20 protein-coding genes are annotated in these 21,006 nt (G+C 69.9%); 6 read left to right on the forward strand and 14 right to left on the reverse strand.

The genetic code is table 11. The annotated features are described in order from the left end of the window. Nucleotide 1 precedes the first annotated feature (1 nt). The 5 genes from lpxD to AC3WLN_RS00650 all read right to left on the reverse strand — a co-directional run bounded on the left by lpxD (nt 2) and on the right by AC3WLN_RS00650 (nt 8,183). Nucleotides 2–1,060: a UDP-3-O-(3-hydroxymyristoyl)glucosamine N-acyltransferase gene (gene lpxD, locus AC3WLN_RS00630; RefSeq protein WP_492478918.1), complete on the reverse strand. Its 1,059-nt coding sequence runs from the start codon at nt 1,058–1,060 to the stop codon at nt 2–4. Nucleotides 1,061–1,105: 45 nt separating this feature from the next. After that, nucleotides 1,106–3,694 (reverse strand): outer membrane protein assembly factor BamA, encoded by a 2,589-nt coding sequence (gene bamA, locus AC3WLN_RS00635; protein WP_492478919.1) that lies wholly within the window; start codon nt 3,692–3,694, stop codon nt 1,106–1,108. A gap of 322 nt (nt 3,695–4,016) precedes the next feature. Continuing rightward, the gene (gene rseP / locus AC3WLN_RS00640) at nt 4,017–5,177 is read right to left on the reverse strand and encodes an RIP metalloprotease RseP (protein WP_492478920.1); all 1,161 of its coding nucleotides are present in this window, start codon (nt 5,175–5,177) and stop codon (nt 4,017–4,019) included. Nucleotides 5,178–5,358: 181 nt separating this feature from the next. Next, a complete protein-coding gene (locus AC3WLN_RS00645) occupies nt 5,359–6,939 on the reverse strand; it encodes a DHA2 family efflux MFS transporter permease subunit (protein WP_492478921.1) in 1,581 nt (526 codons plus the stop codon). 8 nt (nt 6,940–6,947) lie between these two features. After that, a complete protein-coding gene (locus tag AC3WLN_RS00650) occupies nt 6,948–8,183 on the reverse strand; it encodes an HlyD family secretion protein (protein WP_492478922.1) in 1,236 nt (411 codons plus the stop codon). Nucleotides 8,184–8,324: 141 nt separating this feature from the next. On the opposite strand from AC3WLN_RS00650, the gene AC3WLN_RS00655 reads away from it, so the two are divergent. Further along, a complete protein-coding gene (locus AC3WLN_RS00655; protein WP_492478923.1) occupies nt 8,325–8,969 on the forward strand; it encodes a TetR/AcrR family transcriptional regulator in 645 nt (214 codons plus the stop codon). A gap of 39 nt (nt 8,970–9,008) precedes the next feature. Here the strand turns inward: AC3WLN_RS00655 and dxr are convergent, their stop codons facing one another. The 9 genes from dxr to AC3WLN_RS00700 all read right to left on the reverse strand — a co-directional run bounded on the left by dxr (nt 9,009) and on the right by AC3WLN_RS00700 (nt 16,916). After that, nucleotides 9,009–10,172, reverse strand: coding sequence for a 1-deoxy-D-xylulose-5-phosphate reductoisomerase (dxr, locus tag AC3WLN_RS00660; RefSeq protein WP_492478924.1), 1,164 nt, complete (start codon nt 10,170–10,172; stop codon nt 9,009–9,011). Between the two features lie 12 nt (nt 10,173–10,184). Continuing rightward, entirely contained in the window at nt 10,185–11,048 is an 864-nt protein-coding gene (locus AC3WLN_RS00665; RefSeq protein WP_492478925.1) for a phosphatidate cytidylyltransferase, read from the reverse strand. A gap of 2 nt (nt 11,049–11,050) precedes the next feature. Continuing rightward, nucleotides 11,051–11,884, reverse strand: a complete 834-nt coding sequence (locus tag AC3WLN_RS00670) for an isoprenyl transferase (protein ID WP_492478926.1) — start codon at nt 11,882–11,884, stop codon at nt 11,051–11,053. A gap of 64 nt (nt 11,885–11,948) precedes the next feature. Then, complete coding sequence (frr, locus tag AC3WLN_RS00675; RefSeq protein WP_056189640.1) at nt 11,949–12,515, reverse strand: ribosome recycling factor; 567 nt, start codon at nt 12,513–12,515, stop codon at nt 11,949–11,951. A 147-nt stretch (nt 12,516–12,662) separates the two neighbouring features. Continuing rightward, nucleotides 12,663–13,139, reverse strand: a complete 477-nt coding sequence (locus AC3WLN_RS00680; RefSeq protein WP_492478927.1) for a BLUF domain-containing protein — start codon at nt 13,137–13,139, stop codon at nt 12,663–12,665. A gap of 162 nt (nt 13,140–13,301) precedes the next feature. Continuing rightward, entirely contained in the window at nt 13,302–14,024 is a 723-nt protein-coding gene (pyrH, locus tag AC3WLN_RS00685) for a UMP kinase (RefSeq protein ID WP_056219019.1), read from the reverse strand. 183 nt (nt 14,025–14,207) lie between these two features. Continuing rightward, nucleotides 14,208–15,131, reverse strand: coding sequence for a translation elongation factor Ts (tsf, locus tag AC3WLN_RS00690; RefSeq protein WP_492478928.1), 924 nt, complete (start codon nt 15,129–15,131; stop codon nt 14,208–14,210). A gap of 173 nt (nt 15,132–15,304) precedes the next feature. Then, nucleotides 15,305–16,372 carry a 30S ribosomal protein S2 gene (locus tag AC3WLN_RS00695; protein ID WP_492478929.1) on the reverse strand — a complete coding sequence of 356 codons (1,068 nt, stop codon included), beginning with the start codon at nt 16,370–16,372 and terminating at the stop codon, nt 15,305–15,307. A 169-nt stretch (nt 16,373–16,541) separates the two neighbouring features. Then, nucleotides 16,542–16,916, reverse strand: coding sequence for a PH domain-containing protein (locus AC3WLN_RS00700; protein ID WP_492478930.1), 375 nt, complete (start codon nt 16,914–16,916; stop codon nt 16,542–16,544). Nucleotides 16,917–17,011: 95 nt separating this feature from the next. Here AC3WLN_RS00700 and AC3WLN_RS00705 point away from each other — a divergent pair, with 95 nt between their 5' ends. The 5 genes from AC3WLN_RS00705 to era all read left to right on the forward strand — a co-directional run bounded on the left by AC3WLN_RS00705 (nt 17,012) and on the right by era (nt 20,935). Continuing rightward, nucleotides 17,012–17,773, forward strand: a complete 762-nt coding sequence (locus AC3WLN_RS00705; RefSeq protein WP_492478931.1) for a pyridoxine 5'-phosphate synthase — start codon at nt 17,012–17,014, stop codon at nt 17,771–17,773. Next, on the forward strand, nt 17,770–18,183 hold the full coding sequence (gene acpS / locus AC3WLN_RS00710) for a holo-ACP synthase (RefSeq protein ID WP_492478932.1): 414 nt from the start codon (nt 17,770–17,772) through the stop codon (nt 18,181–18,183). The genes AC3WLN_RS00705 and acpS overlap by 4 nt, the downstream gene beginning before the upstream one ends. Before the next feature lie 116 nt (nt 18,184–18,299). Continuing rightward, on the forward strand, nt 18,300–19,100 hold the full coding sequence (lepB, locus tag AC3WLN_RS00715) for a signal peptidase I (RefSeq protein WP_463770040.1): 801 nt from the start codon (nt 18,300–18,302) through the stop codon (nt 19,098–19,100). Nucleotides 19,101–19,113: 13 nt separating this feature from the next. After that, on the forward strand, nt 19,114–19,908 hold the full coding sequence (gene rnc / locus AC3WLN_RS00720; protein ID WP_492478933.1) for a ribonuclease III: 795 nt from the start codon (nt 19,114–19,116) through the stop codon (nt 19,906–19,908). 124 nt (nt 19,909–20,032) lie between these two features. Beyond that, nucleotides 20,033–20,935 carry a GTPase Era gene (gene era, locus AC3WLN_RS00725; protein ID WP_463780651.1) on the forward strand — a complete coding sequence of 301 codons (903 nt, stop codon included), beginning with the start codon at nt 20,033–20,035 and terminating at the stop codon, nt 20,933–20,935. Nucleotides 20,936–21,006 lie beyond the last annotated feature (71 nt).

The following is a 21,006-nucleotide window of genomic DNA, read 5'->3' on the forward strand; positions in this document are numbered from 1 at the left end:
CTCAGGCCTTCGGCTCGTCGGGGCCCGGGGAGCGCTCGGCGAGGCGGGCGAGGGTCGTCAACTCGCGGAACCAGGCCCGGACGGGCTTGGCCGGCGTTCCGCCCCAGCGGCTGCCCGGCGGCACGTCGCGGTTCACGTTCGACGAGCCGGCGATCTGCGAGCCCATGCCGATGCGCAGATGGCCGACGACGCCGACCTGTCCACCGAGGACGACGTAATCCTCCAGGGTGGTCGAGCCGGAAATGCCGACCCCCGAGACGATGACGCAGTGGCGCCCGATGACGACGTTGTGGGCGATCTGCACGAGGTTGTCGATCTTGGTCCCCTCGCCGATCACCGTGTCGCGGCTGGCGCCCCGGTCGATCGTGGTGTTGGCGCCGATCTCGACATCGTCCTGGACGATGACGCGGCCGATCTGCGGCACCTTCAGGTGGCCGCCGGGACCCATGGCGAAGCCGAAGCCGTCCTGGCCCAGGCGCGCGCCCGGATGGACGATGACGCGGTTGCCGAGGAGGGCATGGGTCAGGGTCGCGCCCGCGCCGATGGAGCAGTCGCGCCCGACCCGGACCCGCGGGCCGATGCTGGCATTCGGGCCGACGACAGTGCCCGAGCCGATCTCCGCGCCGGGGCCGATGACGGCCCCGGGATCGACCTGCACGCCCGGCTCGAGACGGGCCTCCGGATGGATATGCGCCCCCGGGGCGACACCGGCCGCTCCGAAGAGTGAGCCCGGGCGCATCGCCTCCGGGTGGAGGCGGGCGAGGAGCCCGGCATAGGTCCGGTAGGGATCGCGCAGGACGAGGGCCACGGTGGTGGACGGGACGCGCGGAGCGAAGCGCGGCGAGACCAGGCAGAGCCCGGCCCGCGTCGCGGCGAGCGCGTCGCCGTAGCGGGCATTGTCCATGTAGGCGACGTCGTCCGGCGTGGCGGATTCCAGCGGCGCGGCGCCCGAGATCACGCCGTCCGGGTTCGCACCCTCGGGGAGCGAAACGCCAGCAGCCTCGGCGATGGCGCCGAGGCTGAGGGTGGTGGTCGCGGAGAAGAAGATCGGATCTGACATGCCGTCACAACGCGCTGCCTCCCCGAAAGGAGGCAGCGCTCCGGGTCAGAACCGCGAGCCGCCGGAGAACCGGAAGGCCTGCAGCTGGTCCTTGCCGACGCGGCCGAGGTAGTTGCCGGTCGCATCGTAGGCCTTCACGCCTTCGTCCTTCGAGAGGGCGTAGGCGTAGTCGAAGCGGATCGGGCCCAGCGGCGAGTTCCACAGGATCGAGGCACCGACCGAGGAGCGGATCGTCATCTTGTCGCGAACGTTCACGCACTCGGGTTCGACGCCGATGGTGTTCTGGTTGAAGTTACAGGCGCCACCCGGCGCGATGCCGTTGATGAAGGCGTCGCCGTTCACGTTGAACTGCGTGCGGCCGTTATAGCCGAACAGCGTACCGGCATCGGCGAAGACCGCGCCCTTCAGGCCGAGGTCCCGCGGCACGCCGGGGAGCGGGAACTGAACCTCCACGGTGCCGCCGAAGTAGGTCGAGCCGCCGATGGCGTTGGAGCGGCTGTCGCTGATGCCGACGTCGCGCGGGCCGATGCCGTTGGGCGCGAAGCCGCGGACCAGCGACGGGCCGAGGAAGAACTGGTCGGTGATGCGCAGCGGCTGGTCGTTCAGAGCCGTGATGTGGCCGCCCTGGAAGCGGACGAAGCCGACCACGTCCTCGTAGAGCTCCTTGTAGTACCGGGCGTCGCCGGTCACGCGGAAGAACTTCGAGTCGCCGCCGAGGCCCGCGACGTCGGGCTTCAGCTCGGCATAGAGGCCGTTGCGGGGCGAACCCAGATTGTCGAGGGTCGAGTAGGCGAGCGTCAGGCCGGCGAGCGAGGTCAGCGTGTTGCCCTGCGAGCCCTTGAGCGCGATCGAGGCTTCGCCGTCGAGGGCACAGTTCGGGTAGATCGCCTGACCACCGACGTTTCGTACCGGGTCACCCGGGTTGAGACCCGGAAGGGTTGCGTTGGCGGCGTAGGTCGCGGTGTATCCGGGGATCGGGTTCGAACAGTCGTTGTACGGCCGCTTGACCGTGTTCGGGACCTTCAGCTCTGTGTTGTAGAGCGAGTAGCGCAGCGTCACGCCGAACTCTTCGGTGATCGGCAGGCCGACCCGGAGCTGGCCGCCATAGACCGTGGTCTCGTAGCGGGAGTAGCGGGTCTGGTCGCTGTACTTGTAGAAGGCGTCGAAGCCGGCCGCGAGGCGATAGCCGAGGAAGTACGGCTCGGTGAACGAGAAGTCGAAGCCGCGCGAGTACTGGCCGCCGGTGCCCGCCACGCGGACGTACTGGCCACGGCCGAGGAAGTTCGACTCCGAGATCGAAACCTCGCCGATGATGCCGTCCTGGGTGGAGTAACCGCCGGCCACCGAGAACGAGCCCGTGGGCTGATCCTCGACATCGATGTTGATGATCACGCGGTCGGCCGAGGAGCCCGGCTCGTTGGAGAAGCGCACCTTCTTGAAGAAGCCGAGGCCGTTCAGGCGACGCTCGGCCCGGTCGGTCAGAACCCGGTTGTAGGCATCGCCCTCGGTGATATCGAGCTCGCGGCGGATGACGTAGTCGCGGGTGCGGGTGTTGCCGCGGATGTTGATGCGCTCGACGTAGACGCGCGGGCCGTCCTCGACCACGAAGCCGAGGGCCACCGTGTGGGTGGCGCGGTCGCGCTGGCCGGTGGGGCGCACCTGTGCGAAGGGATAGCCCTGGCGGCCGACCTGATTGGTCACGCCGTTGAGGGTGCGCTCCACGTCCTCGGCGTTGTAGACGTCGCCGACCTGGGAGCGGATCTCGCCGTCGAGGGTCTGGGTGTCGAGGCCCGGCAGGCGGGAGTCGATCGCCACCGCGCCGACGCGGTACTGCTCGCCCTCCTCCACCGTGACGGTGACGACCCAGCCGGCATCGCCCTCGCCCTCGACGTAGCGGGCATCGGCGTTCACGACGCGGAAATCGGCGTAGCCGTTCTTGAGGTAGTAGCGCCGGACGATGTCGAGGTCGTTGGTGATGCGATCCGGGTCGTAGACGTCCGAGGTCTTGATGAAGCTGAGGAAGTTCATCTCCGAGGAGGACATCAGCTCGCGCAGCTTCGACGACGAGTAGGCGTTGTTGCCGACGAAATTGATCGCCTTGATGCCGGTCTTGTCGCCTTCCTCGATCACGTAGATCACGTCGAGGCGGCCGTTCGGAAGGTCCACCGTGCGGTAGGTGACCTTCGCCGTGCCACGTCCGGCGCGGCGGTAGACTTCCTTGATGCGCTGGATGTCGGCCTGGATCACGGCCTCGCTGAAGGCGCCGCGCGCCTTGGCCTCGACCTCGCCCTCGAGGGTGGCCTTCTCGATCTTCTTGTTGCCCTCGAACACCACCCGGTTGATCAGGTTGTTCTCGCGGACGCTGACGACGGTGCTGGCACCGCTGCGGGAGACCTTCACGTCGGAGAACATGCCGCTCGCCAGCAGGTTGCGGCGGGCTTCCTCGGGCGACCCGGAGGCGGTGCCGGTCACGTAGGACCGGATGGTGTCGGCATCGACACGCTTGTTACCCTGGACGACGATCTGCTGCGCCTGAGCGGTTCCACCGAGAACGAGGCCAGCGGCCGCCGCGGCGACTAGGACGATGGTCTGTTCCGCCGACTTACGCCGGCGCTTCCCCGTCATCGACATCATGTAATCGCCCGTCTCTTTATATCTTCAGCGCGAGTTTGCACCCGCAGCCAGGCGCCCGTTTTCCGGGCGTCCTGACACCTGGTCCCAAGCTCAGCTTCTATCGGGATTCCCACGTTAAGCAAACGCCGGGGGGTCCCGCTCACTGGGGATTTTGGGGAGACGTGGCCTTCCGGTCACTTAACGCCCCGGGCCGATCGTCGAACAGGGTCAACAAACGGTTGCACGCGAAACCCGGAGGTTCCGCGTGCACGGTCGTTTGTGGTTAAGATCGAGGCGTTTGCGTGTCCCGAAGCGGGACCCGCCGGGACATCCCGGCGCCCGTTCAGGTGCCGCGCGCGCCCCAGGAGGCGCCGAGATTGAGGATGTCGTTCCAGGCGGCGAACAGCATCAGGAACAGCACGAGCGCGAGGCCGATGCGGAAGCCGATCTCCTGGGCCCGCTCGCTCAGGGGCCGGCCGCGCACGGCCTCGAAGGCGTAGAACAGCAGGTGGCCGCCATCGAGCAGGGGCACGGGAAAGAGGTTGAGGAGGCCGATCGAGACCGAGAGCAGCGCGATCAGGCCGATCAGCCCGCCGAGGCCGCCGCTCTGGGCGACCGCGCCCGAGACCCGGGCGATGCCGATCGGGCCGGAGAGCTGGTCGGGGGATTCCCGGCCGGTGACCAGCTTGCCGATGTAGTCGATGGTCCGGTCGACCACGAAGTAGGTCTCGTAGGTGCCGAGGCCCAGGGACTGGACCGGGCCGTAATGCACGAGCTTGGCCTCGGTGGCCTTCGGCCCCTGGATGCCGAGGCGGCCGAAGCGATGGCGGCCGAAGGGCGTTACGTCCTCCTTGCGCTCCGGAACGGCCACGAGCTCGCGGGTCTCGCCGCCGCGCTCGACCGTGAAGGTCAGGCTGGAGCCGGCGGCGCCCGAGACCGTGCGCTGCATGTCGGTGAAGCTGTCGACCCGCGACCCGCCGATGGCGCGGATCACGTCGCCGGGCTCGAAGCCGGCCCGGGCCGCGGCGCTGTCGGGCATGACCGCCTCGACCCGGGCCGGCGTCTCGTATCGGCCGCCGAAGTAGATGGCGCCGGAGAACAGCGCGATGGCGAGGATGAAGTTGGCGATCGGCCCGGCGGCCACGATGGCGGCGCGCTTGGGCAGGGATTGCGTCGGGAAGCTCGTGGCCCGCTCCTGCGGGGTCATGCGCGCGACCGCTTCCGGATCGGGAACGCTGGCGCCGTTGGCATCGCCGTGGAACTTGACGTATCCGCCGAGGGGAATGGCCGAGAGCTTCCAGCGCGTGCCGTGGCGGTCGTTGAAGCCGAACAGTTCCGGCCCGAAGCCGAGGGAGAAGGCGTGGACGCCGACCCCGCACCAGCGGCCGACCAGGAAATGTCCCATCTCGTGCACGAACACGACGATGCTCAGCACGATCAGGAAGGGAATCACGGCGCCGAAGAAACCGCTCGCCGTGCCGCCCATGGCGTTCAGGAAGTCCATTGGTCGATCCTCCCGGCCTCCCCCGGGGCCGTCGTTCCGCTGTAGCAGATCGGATGCGCCGGACGCGAACGCAAACCTTTCGCGCGGGTTTTGCGGTCGCAGGGGGATGATCGGGCGGCCCTGTCCCCGCTTTCCCGGGCACAGGGTAAAGAACCGGGCCGGCGCCCGAGGCCTGTGCCGGTCAGTGTCCGCCGCCGGCGCCGGCCGCCGCGCGGGGCCGCCGGATGAAGGGCACGGCGCAGGCCATGGCCACGAACAGGACGGTCAGCACCAGGAACACGTCGGTGAAGCCCATCACCAGCCCCTGCATCCTGACGGTGTTCATCATCGCCTTCAGGGCCATGGCGTCGGCGTTGCCGCCGAGCACCTCGAACTGCCGGCGCGTCATCTCCAGGCGCTCGAGGACGGCGGTGTTCGTCCAGGTGAAGCGCTCGTGCAGGCGCGCGAGGTGCAGGTCCCAGCGGTCGTTGAGCACCGTGTTGATCAGCGCAAGGCCGACGGCGCCGCCGAGGTTGCGGGTCAGGTTGTAGAGGCCGGAGGCGTTCTTCATCCGGGCCGGCGGCAGGGTGCCGAGCGCGATGTTGTTGATCGGAATCATGCACAGCATCAGCGAGCAGCCGCGCAGGATCTGCGGCACGAGCAGCTCCCAGAAATCCCAGTCCTTGGTCAGGCCGGTGACCATCCAGGTGCCGGTGGCGAAGCCCAGGAAGCCGAGCCCCATCATCAGGCGCGGATCGACCTTGCCGGAGAAGCGCCCCGCGATCGGCGCGGTGGCGAACATGCAGAGCCCCGAGACGAACATCGTCTCGCCGATCTGCAGGGCCGAGTAGCTGCGCACCCGCCCGAGATAGATCGGGTAGAGGTAGGTCAGCCCGTAGAGGCCGATGCCGAGGACGAAGCTGAAGATGCAGCCGGCGGTGAAGTTGCGGTCGGAGAAGGCCCGCAGGTCGACGATCGGCTCGGCGGCCGTGAAGGCGCGCCAGAAGAAGGCCGGTCCGGCCGTCAGGCAGATCACCGTGCAGGCGAAGACCGCCTCGTCGGCGAGCCAGTCGTGGTTCGGCCCCTCCTCCAGGACGTATTCGAGGCAGCCGAGCATCAGCGCCATGAACACCAGCCCGAACCAGTCGAAGCGCTTGAACAGGGCGAGGTTCGGCTCGTCGAAATCGACCAGCAGGTAGGTGGACACCGTGACGAAGATCCCCGGCACGACGTTGACGAGGAACAGCCAGTGCCAGTCGAACAGGTCGGTGAGGTAGCCGCCCACCGTCGGCCCGATGGTGGGCGCGAGCGTCGCCACGAGGCCGATCATCGGCGAGACGATGGAGCGTTTCGAAGGCGGAAAGATCGTGAAGGCCGAGGCGAAGACCGTCGGGATCATGCCGCCGCCGATGAAGCCCTGCGCCGCCCGCCAGACGATCATCTCGTTGATGGAGGTCGAGGTGGCGCACATCAGGCTCATCAGCGTGAAGCCGCCGGCCGAGATCACGAACATCCAGCGCGTGGAGACCACCCGCGACAGGAAGCCGGAGAGCGGGATCGAGATCACCTCGGCGATGAGGTAGCTGGTCTGCACCCAGGGGATCTCGTCGCCCGAGGCCGAGAGGCCGGCCTGGATTTCGGCCAGGGAGGCCGAGACGATCTGGATGTCCAGGATCGCCATGAACATCCCGAACACCATGCAGACGAACGCCAGCATCCGGCGGCGGTCCAGCGGCGGCTCGGCGACCGGCGCGGCGGGTCCCAGGGCGGCGGTGGCGGCCATCCGAGGGCCTAGCGCCGTTCGGCCGTGCGGACGCGGTCCTCGCCGGCGGCCGCCTGCGCGCCCTCTCGGGTATCGACCCGGACGGTGACGGAGAGGCCGGGACGCAGGATGCCCTCGCGGGCGACGTCCGCGGGCACGTGCACCCGCACCGGCAGGCGCTGGACGATCTTGGTGAAGTTGCCCGTCGCGTTGTCGGGGGGCAGCAGGCTGAAGACCGAGCCGGAGGCGGGCGAGAGGGACTCGACCTCGCCGACGATGTCGCGGTCCGGATAGGCGTCCACCGCGATATGGACGCGCTGGCCCGGATGCATGCGCTCGACCTGGGTCTCCTTGAAGTTGGCGTCGATGCGGACGCTCTCCAGGGGCACCAGGGCGGCGATGCGCGAGCCCGGCGAGACGTAGGCGCCGGCCTCCACCGCCTTGTTGCCGACCACGCCGTCGAAGGGCGCCCGGACCGTGGTGAAGGCGAGATCGCGCGCGGCCCGGGCCTCGGCGGTGCGCAGCTCGGCGGCCAGTCCCTCCGCTTCCTTGCCCTGAGCCCGCAGCACCTCGACATTGGCGCGCATGGCGACGAGGGAGGCTTCCGCCCCCTTCACGGCGGCGTCCGTCCGGTCGCGGTCGGCCCGCGCCTGCTCGATGCGGGCCTTGGCGACGAAATCGACCTTCTCGAGCTGCTGCTGCCGGGCGTAATCGGAAGCGGCCCGCACCGCGTCGGCCTTGTTGGCGTCGATCTGGGCCGAGGCCTGGAGCATCTGCGCCTGAGCGGCCTCGACCTGCCGGGCGATCCGGGCGATGGCGGCCTGCTGCGTCACCAGCTTGTCGTGCGCGGCCTGGGCGGCCAGCCGATAATCGCCGTCGTCGATGCGGGCGATCACGTCGCCCTTGTGCATCGTCTGCCCGTTCACGACCGGCACCGCCGCGAGGTAGCCCGGGATCTTGGCGGCCAGCACCGAGATGTCGGCCTGCACGTAGGCATCGTCGGTGCTCACGAAGAAGCGCCCCACGGTCCACCAGTCATGCGCCTTGTAGGCGCCGCCGCCGAGGCCGGCGAGGAGCAGGGTCGCCAGCACGACCTTGCGCGCGCGCCGGGGCTTGGCCGGCGCCTCCGCCGGCGGCGGCGCGATCACGACGGGCGTCTGCGGCGCTGCCGGCCCGGCCTCGACCGGGGGAGAGGCGGCGCTCGTCGCGCGGTCTTCGACCAGGCTCGGCTCGGCTCGGATGCCGTCGTCTTCGCGCAGGCTCATGGCATCGATCCCATGGTGTCGATCCCGCTCTCGCAAGCGATTGACCGAACCGTTCGGTCATTTTCTGGGTCGCGAACGCTGGCGCCTCGCGAGGCTTCGGGATATTATGACCGAACCGTTCGGTCAATGAGGATCACGACCATGGCGACCACAGAAGCCACCCGCGATGCGCGCGAACGCACATCGCCGGAGACCGACAAGCGTCGCCAGATCCTCGACGGCGCGCGCGCGGTCTTCATGACCGCGGGCTTCGACGGCGCCAGCATGGGCGAGATCGCAAGGGCGGCGGGAGTCTCCAAGGGGACGCTCTACGTCTACTTCGACAGCAAGGAAGCCCTGTTCGAGGACCTGGCGCTCGCGGAGAAGCGCGGCCTCGCCGAGGTGCTGTTCCGGCTCGACGCCGACGACCCCGACCTGCGGGCCGTGCTGACGCGCCTGGGGCGCAGCTACCTCGCCGAGATGATCCGGCCCGAGCACGTCACGGTGATCCGGATGGTCATCGGCGCCTGCGAGAAGTTCCCGCGCCTCGGCCAAGCCTTCTTCGAAGCGGGGCTGGTGCAGGGGACGACCCGGCTCGCCGCCTATCTCGACGCGCAGGTCGCGGCCGGGCGGCTGCGCCCGGCGGACACCAACCTCGCCGCGCGCCAGTTCCTGCAGATGTGCCAGGCCGGATTGCTGACCCGGCTGCTCTTCAACGCCGGCGACGGGGCCGCCCAGGCGGAGATCGAGCACAATGTCGGCGAAGCCGTGCGCGTGTTCCTGGCGGGCTACGGCCCGGAGGCCTGACGACGACCGGGCCGCCGCGACGGCATCCTTGAAGGCGGCTCAGGCCGCCGCGACGGCCTGGCTGCTCCAGCGACGGACCTCGGCGTCGATGGCCAGGGCCTCGTCGACGTCCTCGGGTGCGGTCCGGTACTGCCCGGCGAAATGCTCGCAGGCGCGCTCGACCAGGTCGGCGATGCCGTAGAAGCCGATCGCGCGCCTGATGAAGGCCGCCACCGCGATCTCGTTGGCGGCGTTCATCACGGTCGGGGCGGCGCCCCCGGCGGCGAGCGCCGCCCGGGCGATCGCCAGGCAGGGGAAGCGCGCCTCGTCGGCGGCCTCGAAGGTCAGGCTGCCGGCGGCGGCGAGGTCGAGATGGCGCCCGCGCGCGATCGTCAGGCGCTCGCCGAGGCCGAGGCAATGGGCGATCGGCACCCGCATGTCGGGCATGGCGAGCCCCGCCGTCACCGCGCCGTCGCGCCAGTAGACGAGGCCGTGCACGATCGATTGCGGGTGGACGATGACGTCCAGGCGCTCCGGCTCCAGAGCGAAGAGGTGGTGCGCCTCGATCAACTCCAGGCCCTTGTTCATCAGGGAGGCCGAATCGATGTTGATCTTCATGCCCATCGACCAGGTCGGATGGGCTGCGGCCTCCGTGGGCGAGGCCGCGGCGATGCGCTCGCGGGTCCAGGTCCGGAAGGGACCGCCGGAGGCGGTGATCGTCATCTTCGAAACGTCGTCGAGGCGGCCGTCGCCCAGCGCCTGCGCCAGGGCGTTGTGCTCGGAATCCACCGGCAGCAGGGTGGCGCCGTAGCGCTTGGCGTCACGCATGAAGGCGTCGCCGGCGCAGACCAGGCTCTCCTTGTTGGCCAGCGCCACGGTGCGGCCGAGCTTGAGCGCCGCGTGGGTCGGGCGCAGGCCCGCGGCGCCGCTCACCGCCGCCACCACGATGTCGGCCTCGCGGGCGACCGCTTCGAGGACAGCGCCCTCGCCGGCCCCGTTCCGGATGTTGGTATGGGCGAGCGCATCGCGCAGGGCGGGCCCGGCGGATTCGTCGGCCAGGGCCACGAAGTCGGGCTGCAGGTTGCCGGCGAGCCGGGCGATGGCCTCGACGTCGCGGCCCGCCACGAGGCCGCCGATGCGGAAGCGGTCGGGATGCTGGAGCAGCAGGTCGATGGTGGATTGGCCGATGGAGCCGGTGGCGCCGAGGATGGTGACGGTCAGCAACGGAAGGGTCCTTCAGGCCGCCACGAAGCGGCGGGCGATGAGATAGAAGCCGGCCAGGACGGCCACGGCGAAGAAGCCGTCGAGACGATCCATGACGCCGCCATGGCCGGGAATGGAGCGCCCGGAATCCTTGACGCCGTAGCGGCGCTTCAGGGCGGATTCGACGAGGTCGCCGCCCTGGCTCAGGATCGAGGCGGTGGCGCTGACGAGGGCGACCAGCGCGAGCGAGGCGGTGGCGAGGTCGCTCCAGCCGTGGTCGCGCGCCACCAGCACGAGGGCGACGCCGGCGAGCGTTCCGGCGGCGAGGCCGCCGAGGGCGCCCGACCAGGTCTTCTTCGGGCTGACCCGCGGCATCAGCTTGGGTCCGCCGAAGGTGCGCCCGGTGAAGTAGGCGACGATGTCGGTGGACCAGACCACCGCGAACATCCAGGCCGGGCCGAGGATGCCGATGCCGGGATCGTCGCGCAGGGCCGTCGGCACCAGGGCGATCACCGCCGAGCTCGCCAGCCCCGCGAGCGCGCGCACCCGGCCGGGGCCGCCCCGCGCCGCCACCGCCACCAGGAGGGCGCCGAGGGCGCCGACCGACAGGGTCGCCGCGGGCGCCGCGCCGCCGTGCTGGCAGAGGACGAGGCCGACCAGGGTGGCGGCCGTGAGGGCCAGAACACCCCGCTGGGGCAGCACCGCGCTCATGCCGATCCACTCGGCCGCGAAGACGATGCCGGCGGCGAGCCAGATCACCGCGAAGGGCCAGCCGCCCAGGACCAGGGCCGCCAGCACGACGGCGCCGAGCAGGATCGCCGACACCAGCCGGGCCTGGAACTCGCGGCCGGCGAACAGGCCGCGCTGCGAGGCGGGTGCCGCCTCCCCGGGGGCCACGGTCAGCCGGCCTTGCCGCTGAGGCCACCGAAGCGACGGTCGCGGCGGTGGTATTCGTCGATGGCGGCCCGGAACGCGGCGTGGTCGAAGTCCGGCCAGAACTCCGGAACGATCACGTATTCCGCGTAGGCCGTCTGCCAGGTAAGGAAGTTGGACAGCCGCTGCTCGCCGGAGGTGCGGATCACGAGGTCCGGGTCCGGGATCCCCGTGGTGTCGAGGGCCCCCGTGAGGGCGTCGAGGTCGATGGCGTCCGGCGCCAGCCGGCCGGCCGCCACCGCCCGTGCCAGCGTGCGGACGGCGCGCAGAATCTCCTGGCGCCCGCCGTAGTTGAAGGCCACGATCAGGGTCAGCCCGGTATTGGCGCGCGTGCGCTGCTCGGCCTCGTCGAGCAGTCCGGCGATGTCGGGCGGAAGGCCGTCGCGCTCGCCGATGATGCGGATGCGGACGTTGTTGCCGTGCAGGTCCGCCAGGTCGCGGCGGACGAACAGCTTCATCAGGCCCATCAGGTCCGCGACCTCGGCGGGGGGCCGGCGCCAGTTCTCGGAGGAGAAGCTGTAGATCGTCAGGTAGCGCACGCCCAGTTCGATGGCCGAACGCACCGCGCGGCGCACCGCCTCGACGCCGCGCCGGTGCCCCTCGACGCGGGGCAGCCCGCGGCCGGCGGCCCAGCGGCCGTTGCCGTCCATGATGATGGCGACATGGGCCGGCGCCGGCGCCACGGCGGGCACGGGGGTGCCCGGATAGACCGCTGCCGCGGCGTCGGAGACGCCCAGCCCGGCCTCCGTCCCGTGCCCCCTCGCCGTCTCGATGTGACGCGCGCCTTCTGAGCGACCCAACGCGCTTCTCCCCCAACCGTCTCTCGTGCCGATCACACGTGGCCCCGATCCCCTCTCGAGGAACTCAGACCTGCATGATCTCCTTCTCCTTGGCGGCGAGCACGCCGTCGATCTCGGCGATGAACTGGTCGGTGGCCTTCTGGACCTCGCCGGCCTGACGCTTCTCGTCGTCCTCGCTGATGGCGCCGTCCTTCTCCAGCTTCTTGAGGTGGTCGAGACCGTCGCGGCGCACGTGACGGACGGCGACGCGCGCCTCCTCCGTGTACTTGTGCGCGACCTTGACCATCTCCTTGCGGCGCTGCTCGTTCATCTCCGGCACCCGCAGGCGGATGGTCTGCCCCTCGGTCTGTGGGTTCATGCCGAGGTCGGATTCGCGGATCGCCTTCTCGACGGCGCCGATCATGCCGCGGTCCCAGACCGAGATGCTGAGGAGGCGCGGCTCGGGCACACTCACGGTTGCAACCTGGGCCATCGGCATCATCGCGCCGTAGGCGTCGACCTGGATCGGATCGAGGATGCTGGGCGTGGCCCGGCCGGTGCGGAGAGATCCGAGATCGCCCTTCAGCGAAGCGACGGCGCCCTGCATGCGACGCTTGATGTCATTCAGGTCGAATTCTGGAATGGCTGCCATGCTGGACTGTCCCGACGCGAACTGGAGGGAATGGGCCGGGCCGCCGGGGCCCGTTCGTGGGCCTCAATGAACCAAAATCCGGTGGGTCGCAAATGGCGCGATGCCGTTTGGCCGGGAAACGCTTCGGGGGATCGGCGCGGGCCCGGCCTACGCCTTGGCGGCGGCCGGAGCCGCGGCACCGGATCGCTGCACGAAGTGGTTTCCGTCGACCTCGGCGAAGGCGCGCAGGAGGCCGACCGCGCCGGCGAGGGACATCTGCGTCGGATCGAGCTTCGGCTTCGGGCCGTACCGGAGGTAGAGCGTGTCGAGCGGTTCGGAATGCCCGGCATAGCCGACGGTCCAGCCCCGGAAGTCGCGCTGCTCGATCGTACGCGCCGCGATCAGGACCATGCCGCTGTGGCGGCTATCGGCCGCAAGGGTCCATAATTGATCGGAGAGCGCGACCGGGTCTCCCTCCATGGCCTGCAGGAAGAACTTCTCGTTGAAGATCAGCGCCCCCGTGAATCCAGAGGCCCGCGTGTAGCGGTTGCAGGAGGCCAGGATGTCCCGGACCATGTCGCGCAGCGTTCCCCCGTGCAGGGTGAGAAGGTTGTGGCTGTAGAAAACGATCTGCGAAAGGGCCATGGCTGCGCTCAGCGACCGCCCGGTGCGATGGCAGGCGGCTCCGAGCGTCAGGAGACGCGAAAAACCTCTACAAATGCTGAGTTCGGCCGGCCGGCCCGCTGCGACGACTTCCGGAGACTTGCCGGGACGCGGCGCGGACCTGGCCGGCGCGACGACGCGGCCTCAGGGAACGACCTGGGTCGCCGGGGCGCCGCCGGTGAGGATCGCCAGGATCGAGCTCGGCGCGTGGACGGAGCCGACGACGATCGAGAGGCGGCTCTCGCGGGCCAGCGCGAAGGCGGCGGTGTCCATCACCTTGAGGTCGCGGGCGATCGCTTCGTCGTGGGTCAGCCGGTCGTAGCGGGTGGCGGTGGGATCGCGGTTCGGATCGGCGGAGTAGACGCCGTCCACCTGCGTGGCCTTGAGCACCGCGTCGCAGCGCAGCTCGGCCGCCCGCAGGACGGCGGCGGTGTCGGTGGTGAAGAAGGGGTTGCCGGTCCCGCCGGCGAGGACCACCACCTGTCCCTTGTCGAGGTGATGCAGGGCGGGCTGGCGGGCATAGGTCTCGCAGATGGTCGGCATCGAGACCGCCGACATCGTGCGCGCCGGGACGCCGGCGGCGTTCAGGGCCGTCTCCAGGGCGAGCGAGTTCATCACCGTCGCCATCATGCCCAGCGAATCGCCGGTGGCGCGGTCGATCCAGCCGGCGGCCGAGATGCGCGCCCCGCGGATCATGTTGCCGCCGCCGACCACCAGGGCGATCTGGACGCCGGCCTCGCGGGTGCGGGCGATGTCGTCGGCGATGCCGGCCAGGGTCGGGGGATGCAGCCAGTATCCATCGGGAGCCGCCAGGGCCTCGCCGGAGAGTTTCACGAGGACGCGGCGAAACGGTGTGGTCTCCGGCATCGAGCCAGTCCCCTCAAACCCGGCCTGGATCAGGTCGGAGAGCCAATCGGAAGCGGAGGGGTGTCTAGCCCAAGGAGGGTCGGAACGTCGAGGGGCGACGGCATGTCTGCCGCCGCCCCTCCTGACAAACCGAGGCTTTCCTGCCGATGCCGTCCCGGGCCAGCCGGCGCGGGAAGGACGGGCTCAGCCGCGCGCGGCGGCGGCCACCTCGGAGGCGAAGTCGGGCGCCTCTTCCTTCTCGATGCCCTCGCCGAGGGCATAGCGCACGAAGGCGGTGAGCTTGACCGGCGCGCCGGCCTTGGCCTCGGCCTCCTTCAGCACCTGGCTGATGGTCTTGGAGCCGTCATGCACGAAGGGCTGCTCCAGGAGGGTGACCTCCTTGTAGTAGCTCTTCAGGCCGCTCTCGACGATCTTGGCGAGCACGTTCTCGGGCTTGCCGACGTTCTTCTCGCGCAGGATGTTGATCTCGCGGTCGAGGGTCGCCTGGTCGACGCCGGCGGCATCGAGCGCCACCGGGTTGGTGGCGGCGACGTGCATGGCGATCTGGCGGCCGAGGGTGGAGAGCACCTCGACGTCGCCCTCGGATTCCAGCGCGACGAGCACGCCGATCTTGCCGAGGCCCTCGACCACCTGACCGTGGACGTAGGAGGCGATCACGCCCTTGGTCACGTCGAGCTTGGCGACGCGGCGCAGGGTCATGTTCTCGCCGATGGTGGCGATGAGGTTGGCGAGGCTCTCCTTGACCGTGGTCGTGGCACCCGGGAACGTGGCGGCCTCGAGGCCCTCCAGCGTGCCGTCGGTGTCGAGCGCAAGCTTGGCGGCCTCGCGGGCGAAGGCCTGGAAGCTGTCGTTACGGGCGACGAAGTCGGTCTCGGAATTCACCTCGACGATGGCGGCATGGTGGCCGGCGGACTCGACGGCGACGAGGCCCTCGGCGGCGACGCGGCCGGCCTTCTTGGCGGCCTTGGCGAGGCCCTTCTTGCGCAGCCAGTCGACCGCGGCCTCGATGTCGCCGTCGGTCTCGTTGAGCGCGCCCTTGCAGTCCATCATGCCCGCGCCGGTCTTTTCGCGGAGCTCTTTCACCAGTGCGGCGGTGATGTTGGCCATGGCCGGTCCTTTCCGTGTCGTATGGAAGACGAAGTCTGACGACGCGCGCGTCATGGTCGGAGCGCGAAAGTCTTCTGAAGCGAATGAGCCCGGCGCTCATGGAAAGCACCGGGCTTCAGCTTGGATTGTCCGATCTGGCGATGGCGGCCCGATGACGGGCCGCCGCAGCGGGATCAGGCGGCGGCGGCGGCCTCGACGAAGCCGCGGGCCTGGTCGACCCAGCCGTCGCGGACGATGCGGCCGTTGAGCTTCAGGTCGGCATCGACCTTGGCGACGTCGTCGGCGCTCATGGAGGCCAGCTGCCAGTAGTGGTAGATGCCCGCCTCGTTGAGCTTCTGCACGATCTGCGGGCCGGCGCCGTGGAGCTTCGACAGGTCGTCGGGCGCGCCGCGGGGGGCCGAGAGCAGCTCGAAGTGCTCGGTGGACTCCACGAGGGCGGCGACGTCGGCCTGGTTGACCGAGCCCGACTCGACGGAGGTCGCTGCGTCGTCGTTGGCCGGCAGCTCCTCGGCGACCGGCTCCTCGGAGGCGCCGAGATCGACGCCCATCGAGCCCTGGCCGCGCGAGATGCCGTCGATGGCGGCGCGGGCGATCAGGTCGCAGTAGAGCGCGATGGCGCGGCCGGCGTCGTCGTTGGCGGGGACGACGTAAGTGATGCCGTCCGGGTTGCAGTTGGTGTCGACGATGGCCGCCACCGGGATGCCGAGGCGCTGGGCCTCCTTGATCGCCAGCTGCTCCTTGTTGGTGTCGATCACGAACAGCAGGTCCGGCACGCCGCCCATGTCCTTGATGCCGCCCAGCGCCTTCTCGAGCTTGTCCTTCTCGCGGGCGAGCATCAGGCGTTCCTTCTTGGTGAGGCCCTGGGCCCCGCCGTCGAGGGTCTCGTCGACCTTGCGCAGGCGCTGGATCGAGCCCGAGATGGTCTTCCAGTTGGTCAGCATGCCGCCGAGCCAGCGGGAGTTGACGTAGTACTGGGCCGAGCGCTTGGCGGCTTCCGCGATGGTGTCGGCCGCCTGGCGCTTGGTGCCGACGAACAGCACCCGGCCGCCCTTGGCGACGGTGTCGCTCACCGCCTGCAGGGCCTGGTGGAGGGCCGGCACGGTCTGGGCGAGGTCGATGATGTGGATGTTGTTGCGCGTCCCGAAGATGTAGGACTGCATCTTCGGGTTCCAGCGGTGGGCCTGGTGTCCGAAGTGGGCGCCGGCCTCGAGAAGCTGACGCATGGTGAAATCAACGGCCATGTCTCTTGTACTCTCCGGTTGGTACCGCCGCGGAGGAAGCGATCGCGCCCGAGGGACGACGACCACCGGAAACGCCTCATTCAGGCATGAGGCCGGCTCCGCGTGTGGAATGGGCGGGGCCTTAACAGAGCCCGGCCCCCGAGGCAAGGTTTGCCGGCGCTGACTCCGCTCAGCGGATCGAGGCCGCGATCGCCTGCTGAATACCGAGGATGTTGGCGCCCCGCTTGAGGGTCTTGCGGATCGGCTCGGCCCGGCCCGACACCCAGATGGCGAGTTCCGAATCGAGGTCGAAGCTGCCCGCCGTCTCCACGGAGAACGACGTGATCGCCCGGTAGGGCACCGTCAGGTACGAGACCTTGCGGCCCGTGATGCCCTGCTTGTCCACCAGGATCAGGCGGCGGTCCGTGAAGACGATGAGGTCTCGGATCAGCCGGAATGCGACCCGGACCGGCTCGCCCTCCGTGAGGATGCCGGCCATCTGCTCGTTCACCTCCGCTGGCGTGAGGTCGCCGCCGTGGCCGAGCAGTCCATCGAGAAAACCCATCGCGCGCCGTATCCCCCTGAAGCCCCGCCTCCCTTATGTAGGGGCGCGTGCGCCGTTCCGTCAGGCCGCCCTGCCCGTGCCCGGAGTCCGAAACGATGTCGTCCCCCGCCCCCCGGCCGAGCCGCCTCCGGCTCGGCGTCAACATCGACCACGTCGCGACCGTCCGGAACGCCCGCGGCGGCGGCGCGCCGGACCCGATCCGCGCGGCCCGCGCGGCGGTGGAGGCCGGGGCGGACGGCATCACGGCGCACCTGCGCGAGGACCGCCGGCACATCCGCGACGCCGACATGGAGACGCTGGCGCGCATCCTGACGGTGCCGCTCAACTTCGAGATGGCGGCCACCGACGAGATGATCGGGCTGGCGATCCGCCTGAAGCCGCACGCGGCCTGCCTCGTGCCGGAGAAGCGCGAGGAGCGCACCACCGAGGGCGGCCTCGACATCGTCGGGGGGCAGGATTCGCTGCGGCCCCGCATCGCCCGCCTGGGGCAAGCCGGCATCCGGGTCTCTCTCTTCGTCGAGCCGGACGAGGCGGTGATGGACGCGGCCCTGCGCCTCGGGGCGCCGGTGGTCGAGTTGCACACCGGCAGCTACTGCGAGGCGGTGGCCGAGGGCGACGCGGAGCGGACGGTGCGCGAACTCGACCGGATCACCCGGGCGGCCGCCCACGGCGCGGGGATCGGCCTCGAGGTCCATGCCGGCCACGGCCTCGCCCTCGACAGCGTCGGCCCGGTGGCGGCCCTTCCCGAGATCGCGGAGCTCAACATCGGGCACGCGCTGATCGGCGAGGCGATTTTCGTCGGCCTGCCCCAGGCGATCCGCGACATGCGCGCCGCCATGGACGCGGCCCGGGCATGATCCTCGGCATCGGCTCCGACCTCTGCGATATCCGCCGGATCGAGAAGTCGCTGGAGCGCTACGGCGAGCGCTTCACCCACCGGGTCTTCACCGACGGCGAGCGCGCCAAGTGCGACGCCCGCGCGGCGCGGGCGCCGTCCTACGCCCGCCGCTTCGCCGCCAAGGAGGCCTGCGCCAAGGCGCTCGGCACCGGCATCGCCCGGGGCGTGTTTTGGCGCGACATGGAGGTGGTCAACCTACCCGGCGGCCGCCCGACCCTGCGCCTGACCGGTGCGGCGGCCGAACACCTCGCCGCGATGGTGCCGGCCGGACACGCGCCGAAGCTGCACATCACCCTCACGGACGATCCGCCCATGGCTCAGGCGTTCGTGATCATCGAGGCGGTGCCGGACAGCACGGTGCAGACTTAGCTGACGAGGCCCCGCGTTGCGGCGCCTTTCCGCATGGTCTATGCCGCCGGTCGACCGTCGACGACGGAAGCCGCCCGGAATCCGGGTGCCAGCGTCGAACCGGAGATGGCAGCCAGATGGAACGTGCCCGCGTGGACCAGCAGACCAAGCATGACCTCAAGGCTGCTGACACCGGCACCTGGGCGAGCATCAAGGAGACGCTGAAGGTCGGCGGACAGGCGCTGCTGATCGCGCTCGTGGTGCGCACGCTGCTGTTCCAGCCCTTCAACATCCCGTCCGGCTCCCTCGTCCCGACGCTGCTGATCGGCGACTACCTGTTCGTCTCGAAATATTCCTACGGCTACTCGAAATACTCCCTGCCCTTGAGCGAGTACCTGCCGTTCACGGCCGATGGCCGGGTCTGGGCAGCCGAGCCCAAGCGCGGCGACATCGCGGTGTTCAAGCTGCCGAAGGACAATTCCACCGACTACATCAAGCGGGTCATCGGCCTGCCGGGCGACAAGGTCCAGATGAAGGCCGGGCTGCTCTACATCAACGACGTGCCGGTCAAGCGCGAGAAGATCGCGCCCTTCGAGACCACCGGGCCCTACGGCGAGCAGGCCAAGGCCGAGCAGTACCTCGAGACGCTGCCCAACGGCGTCACCCACCGGGTGATCGAGCGCGACGGCGACAACGGCTACTGGGACAACACCGAGCCCTATACCGTGCCGCAGGGCCGCTTCTTCATGATGGGCGACAATCGCGACAACTCGACCGATTCGCGCGATCTCGCCAATGTCGGCTTCGTGCCCTTCGAGAACTTCGTCGGCCGCGCCGAGATGATCTTCTTCTCCATCGACGAAGGCACGCCGGCGTGGCAGATCTGGAACTGGCCGGCGAAGGTGCGCTGGAACCGGCTGTTCACGACCATCCACTAGGACGTCAGACATCGTGACCGAAGAGGCGCGTCCCTCCAGCCGGGCGCGGCGCGCGCCCCGTCCGAAGCCCGACCTCGCGGTGCTCGAGGCCCGGATCGGCCATGTCTTCGCCGATCCCAGGCTGCTCGCCCAGGCCCTCACCCACGTGAGCAAGGCCGGCGGCAACGGCCGCCTCGGCAGCTACCAGCGCCTGGAATTCCTCGGCGACCGCGTCCTCGGCCTCGCCATCGGCGACCTCCTCTACGACGCCTTCCCGCAGGCCGACGAGGGCGAGCTGTCGCGGCGCCTCGCCGGCCTCGTGCGGCGCGAGACCTGCGCTTCCGTCGCCACCGCCTGGGACGTCGGTCCGCACCTCGCCCTCGGCCCCGGCGAGGTCCAGAGCGGCGGGCGGCGCAACCAGACCATCCTCGCCGACGTGTGCGAGGCGATCCTCGGCGCGGTGTTCCTCGATGCCGGCTACGAGGTTGCCAAGGGCATCGTCAACGCCGCCTTCACCCCCGACACCGACACGGCGGCCCCGCGCGGCCGCGACGCCAAGTCGGCCCTGCAGGAATGGGCCATGGCCCGCGCCCTGCCGATCCCAGTCTACGACGTGGTGGACCGCTCCGGGCCGGACCATGCGCCGGTGTTCCACATCGCGGTCCGCGTCGAGGGGTTGGAGGCCGGCATCGGCGTCGGCCCCTCGAAACGCCTCGCCGAGCAGGAGGCCGCCCGCCTCGTGCTGGAGCGGGAGATCACCGGGCCCCACACCTCTCGAACCAAGGAGACGTCGGCGGACGTCGATGAAGGACATGCCTCCGATGCCTGACGACGCGCTGCCCGAAGACAATCTCCCCGAGAACGGTCTGCCGGAAGACGAACTGCCGGAAGACGATTTCGACGGCGACGACGACGTCGCCCCCCCGCCCCTGCAGCCGCTCCCCGCGGTGACGATGCCGGAGAACACCACCGCGGGCTTCGTGGCGCTGATCGGGATTCCCAATGCCGGCAAGTCGACGCTGCTGAACAGCCTCGTCGGCACCAAGGTCTCGATCGTCTCGCGCAAGGTGCAGACCACCCGCGCCCTGGTGCGCGGCATCGTCATGCACGAGACCGCGCAGATCATCCTCGTGGATACCCCCGGGATCTTCGCGCCCAAGCGCCGCCTCGACCGGGCGATGGTGCATTCGGCCTGGAGCGGCGCCTCGGACGCGGACGCCGTCTGCCTGCTCATCGACGCCCGCAAGGGCGTGACCGACGAGGTCGAGGCGATCCTGGCCAAGCTGCCGGACGTGAAGCGGCCCAAGGTGCTGATCCTCAACAAGATCGACCTGATCCCGCGCGACCGCCTGCTGGCCCTCGCGGCCAGCCTCAACGAGCGTATCCCGTTCCAACACACCTTCATGGTCTCGGCGCTCAACGGCGACGGCATCGAGGCGCTGAAGACGACGCTGGCCGGCATGATGCCGAAGAGCCCCTGGCTCTACCCGGAGGACCAGGTCTCAGACGCGCCGATCCGGATGCTCGCCGCCGAGATCACCCGCGAAAAGCTCTACGACCGCCTGCACGAGGAGCTGCCCTACCGCTCCACCGTCGAGACCGACCAGTGGCAGGTGCGCCCCGACGGCTCGGTGCGCATCGAGCAGACGATCTTCGTGGAGCGCGAGAGCCAGCGCTCCATCGTGCTCGGCAAGGGCGGCCAGACCATCAAGGCGATCGGCCAGGCGGCCCGCCACGAGATCGCGGAAGCGGCCGAGCAGACGGTGCACCTCTTCCTGCACGTGAAGGTGCGCGAGAACTGGGCGGACGATCCGGCGCGCTACCGGGAGATGGGTCTGGAGTTCCCGCGCGGCTGAGCATGGGCTATGAGGAAGGGAGATCGACGCCGCGGCGATTCTTGTCGCGCGCTGGCCGAGCCTCCCGATTT

The organism is Methylobacterium sp. FW306-05-D (assembly GCF_058782155.1).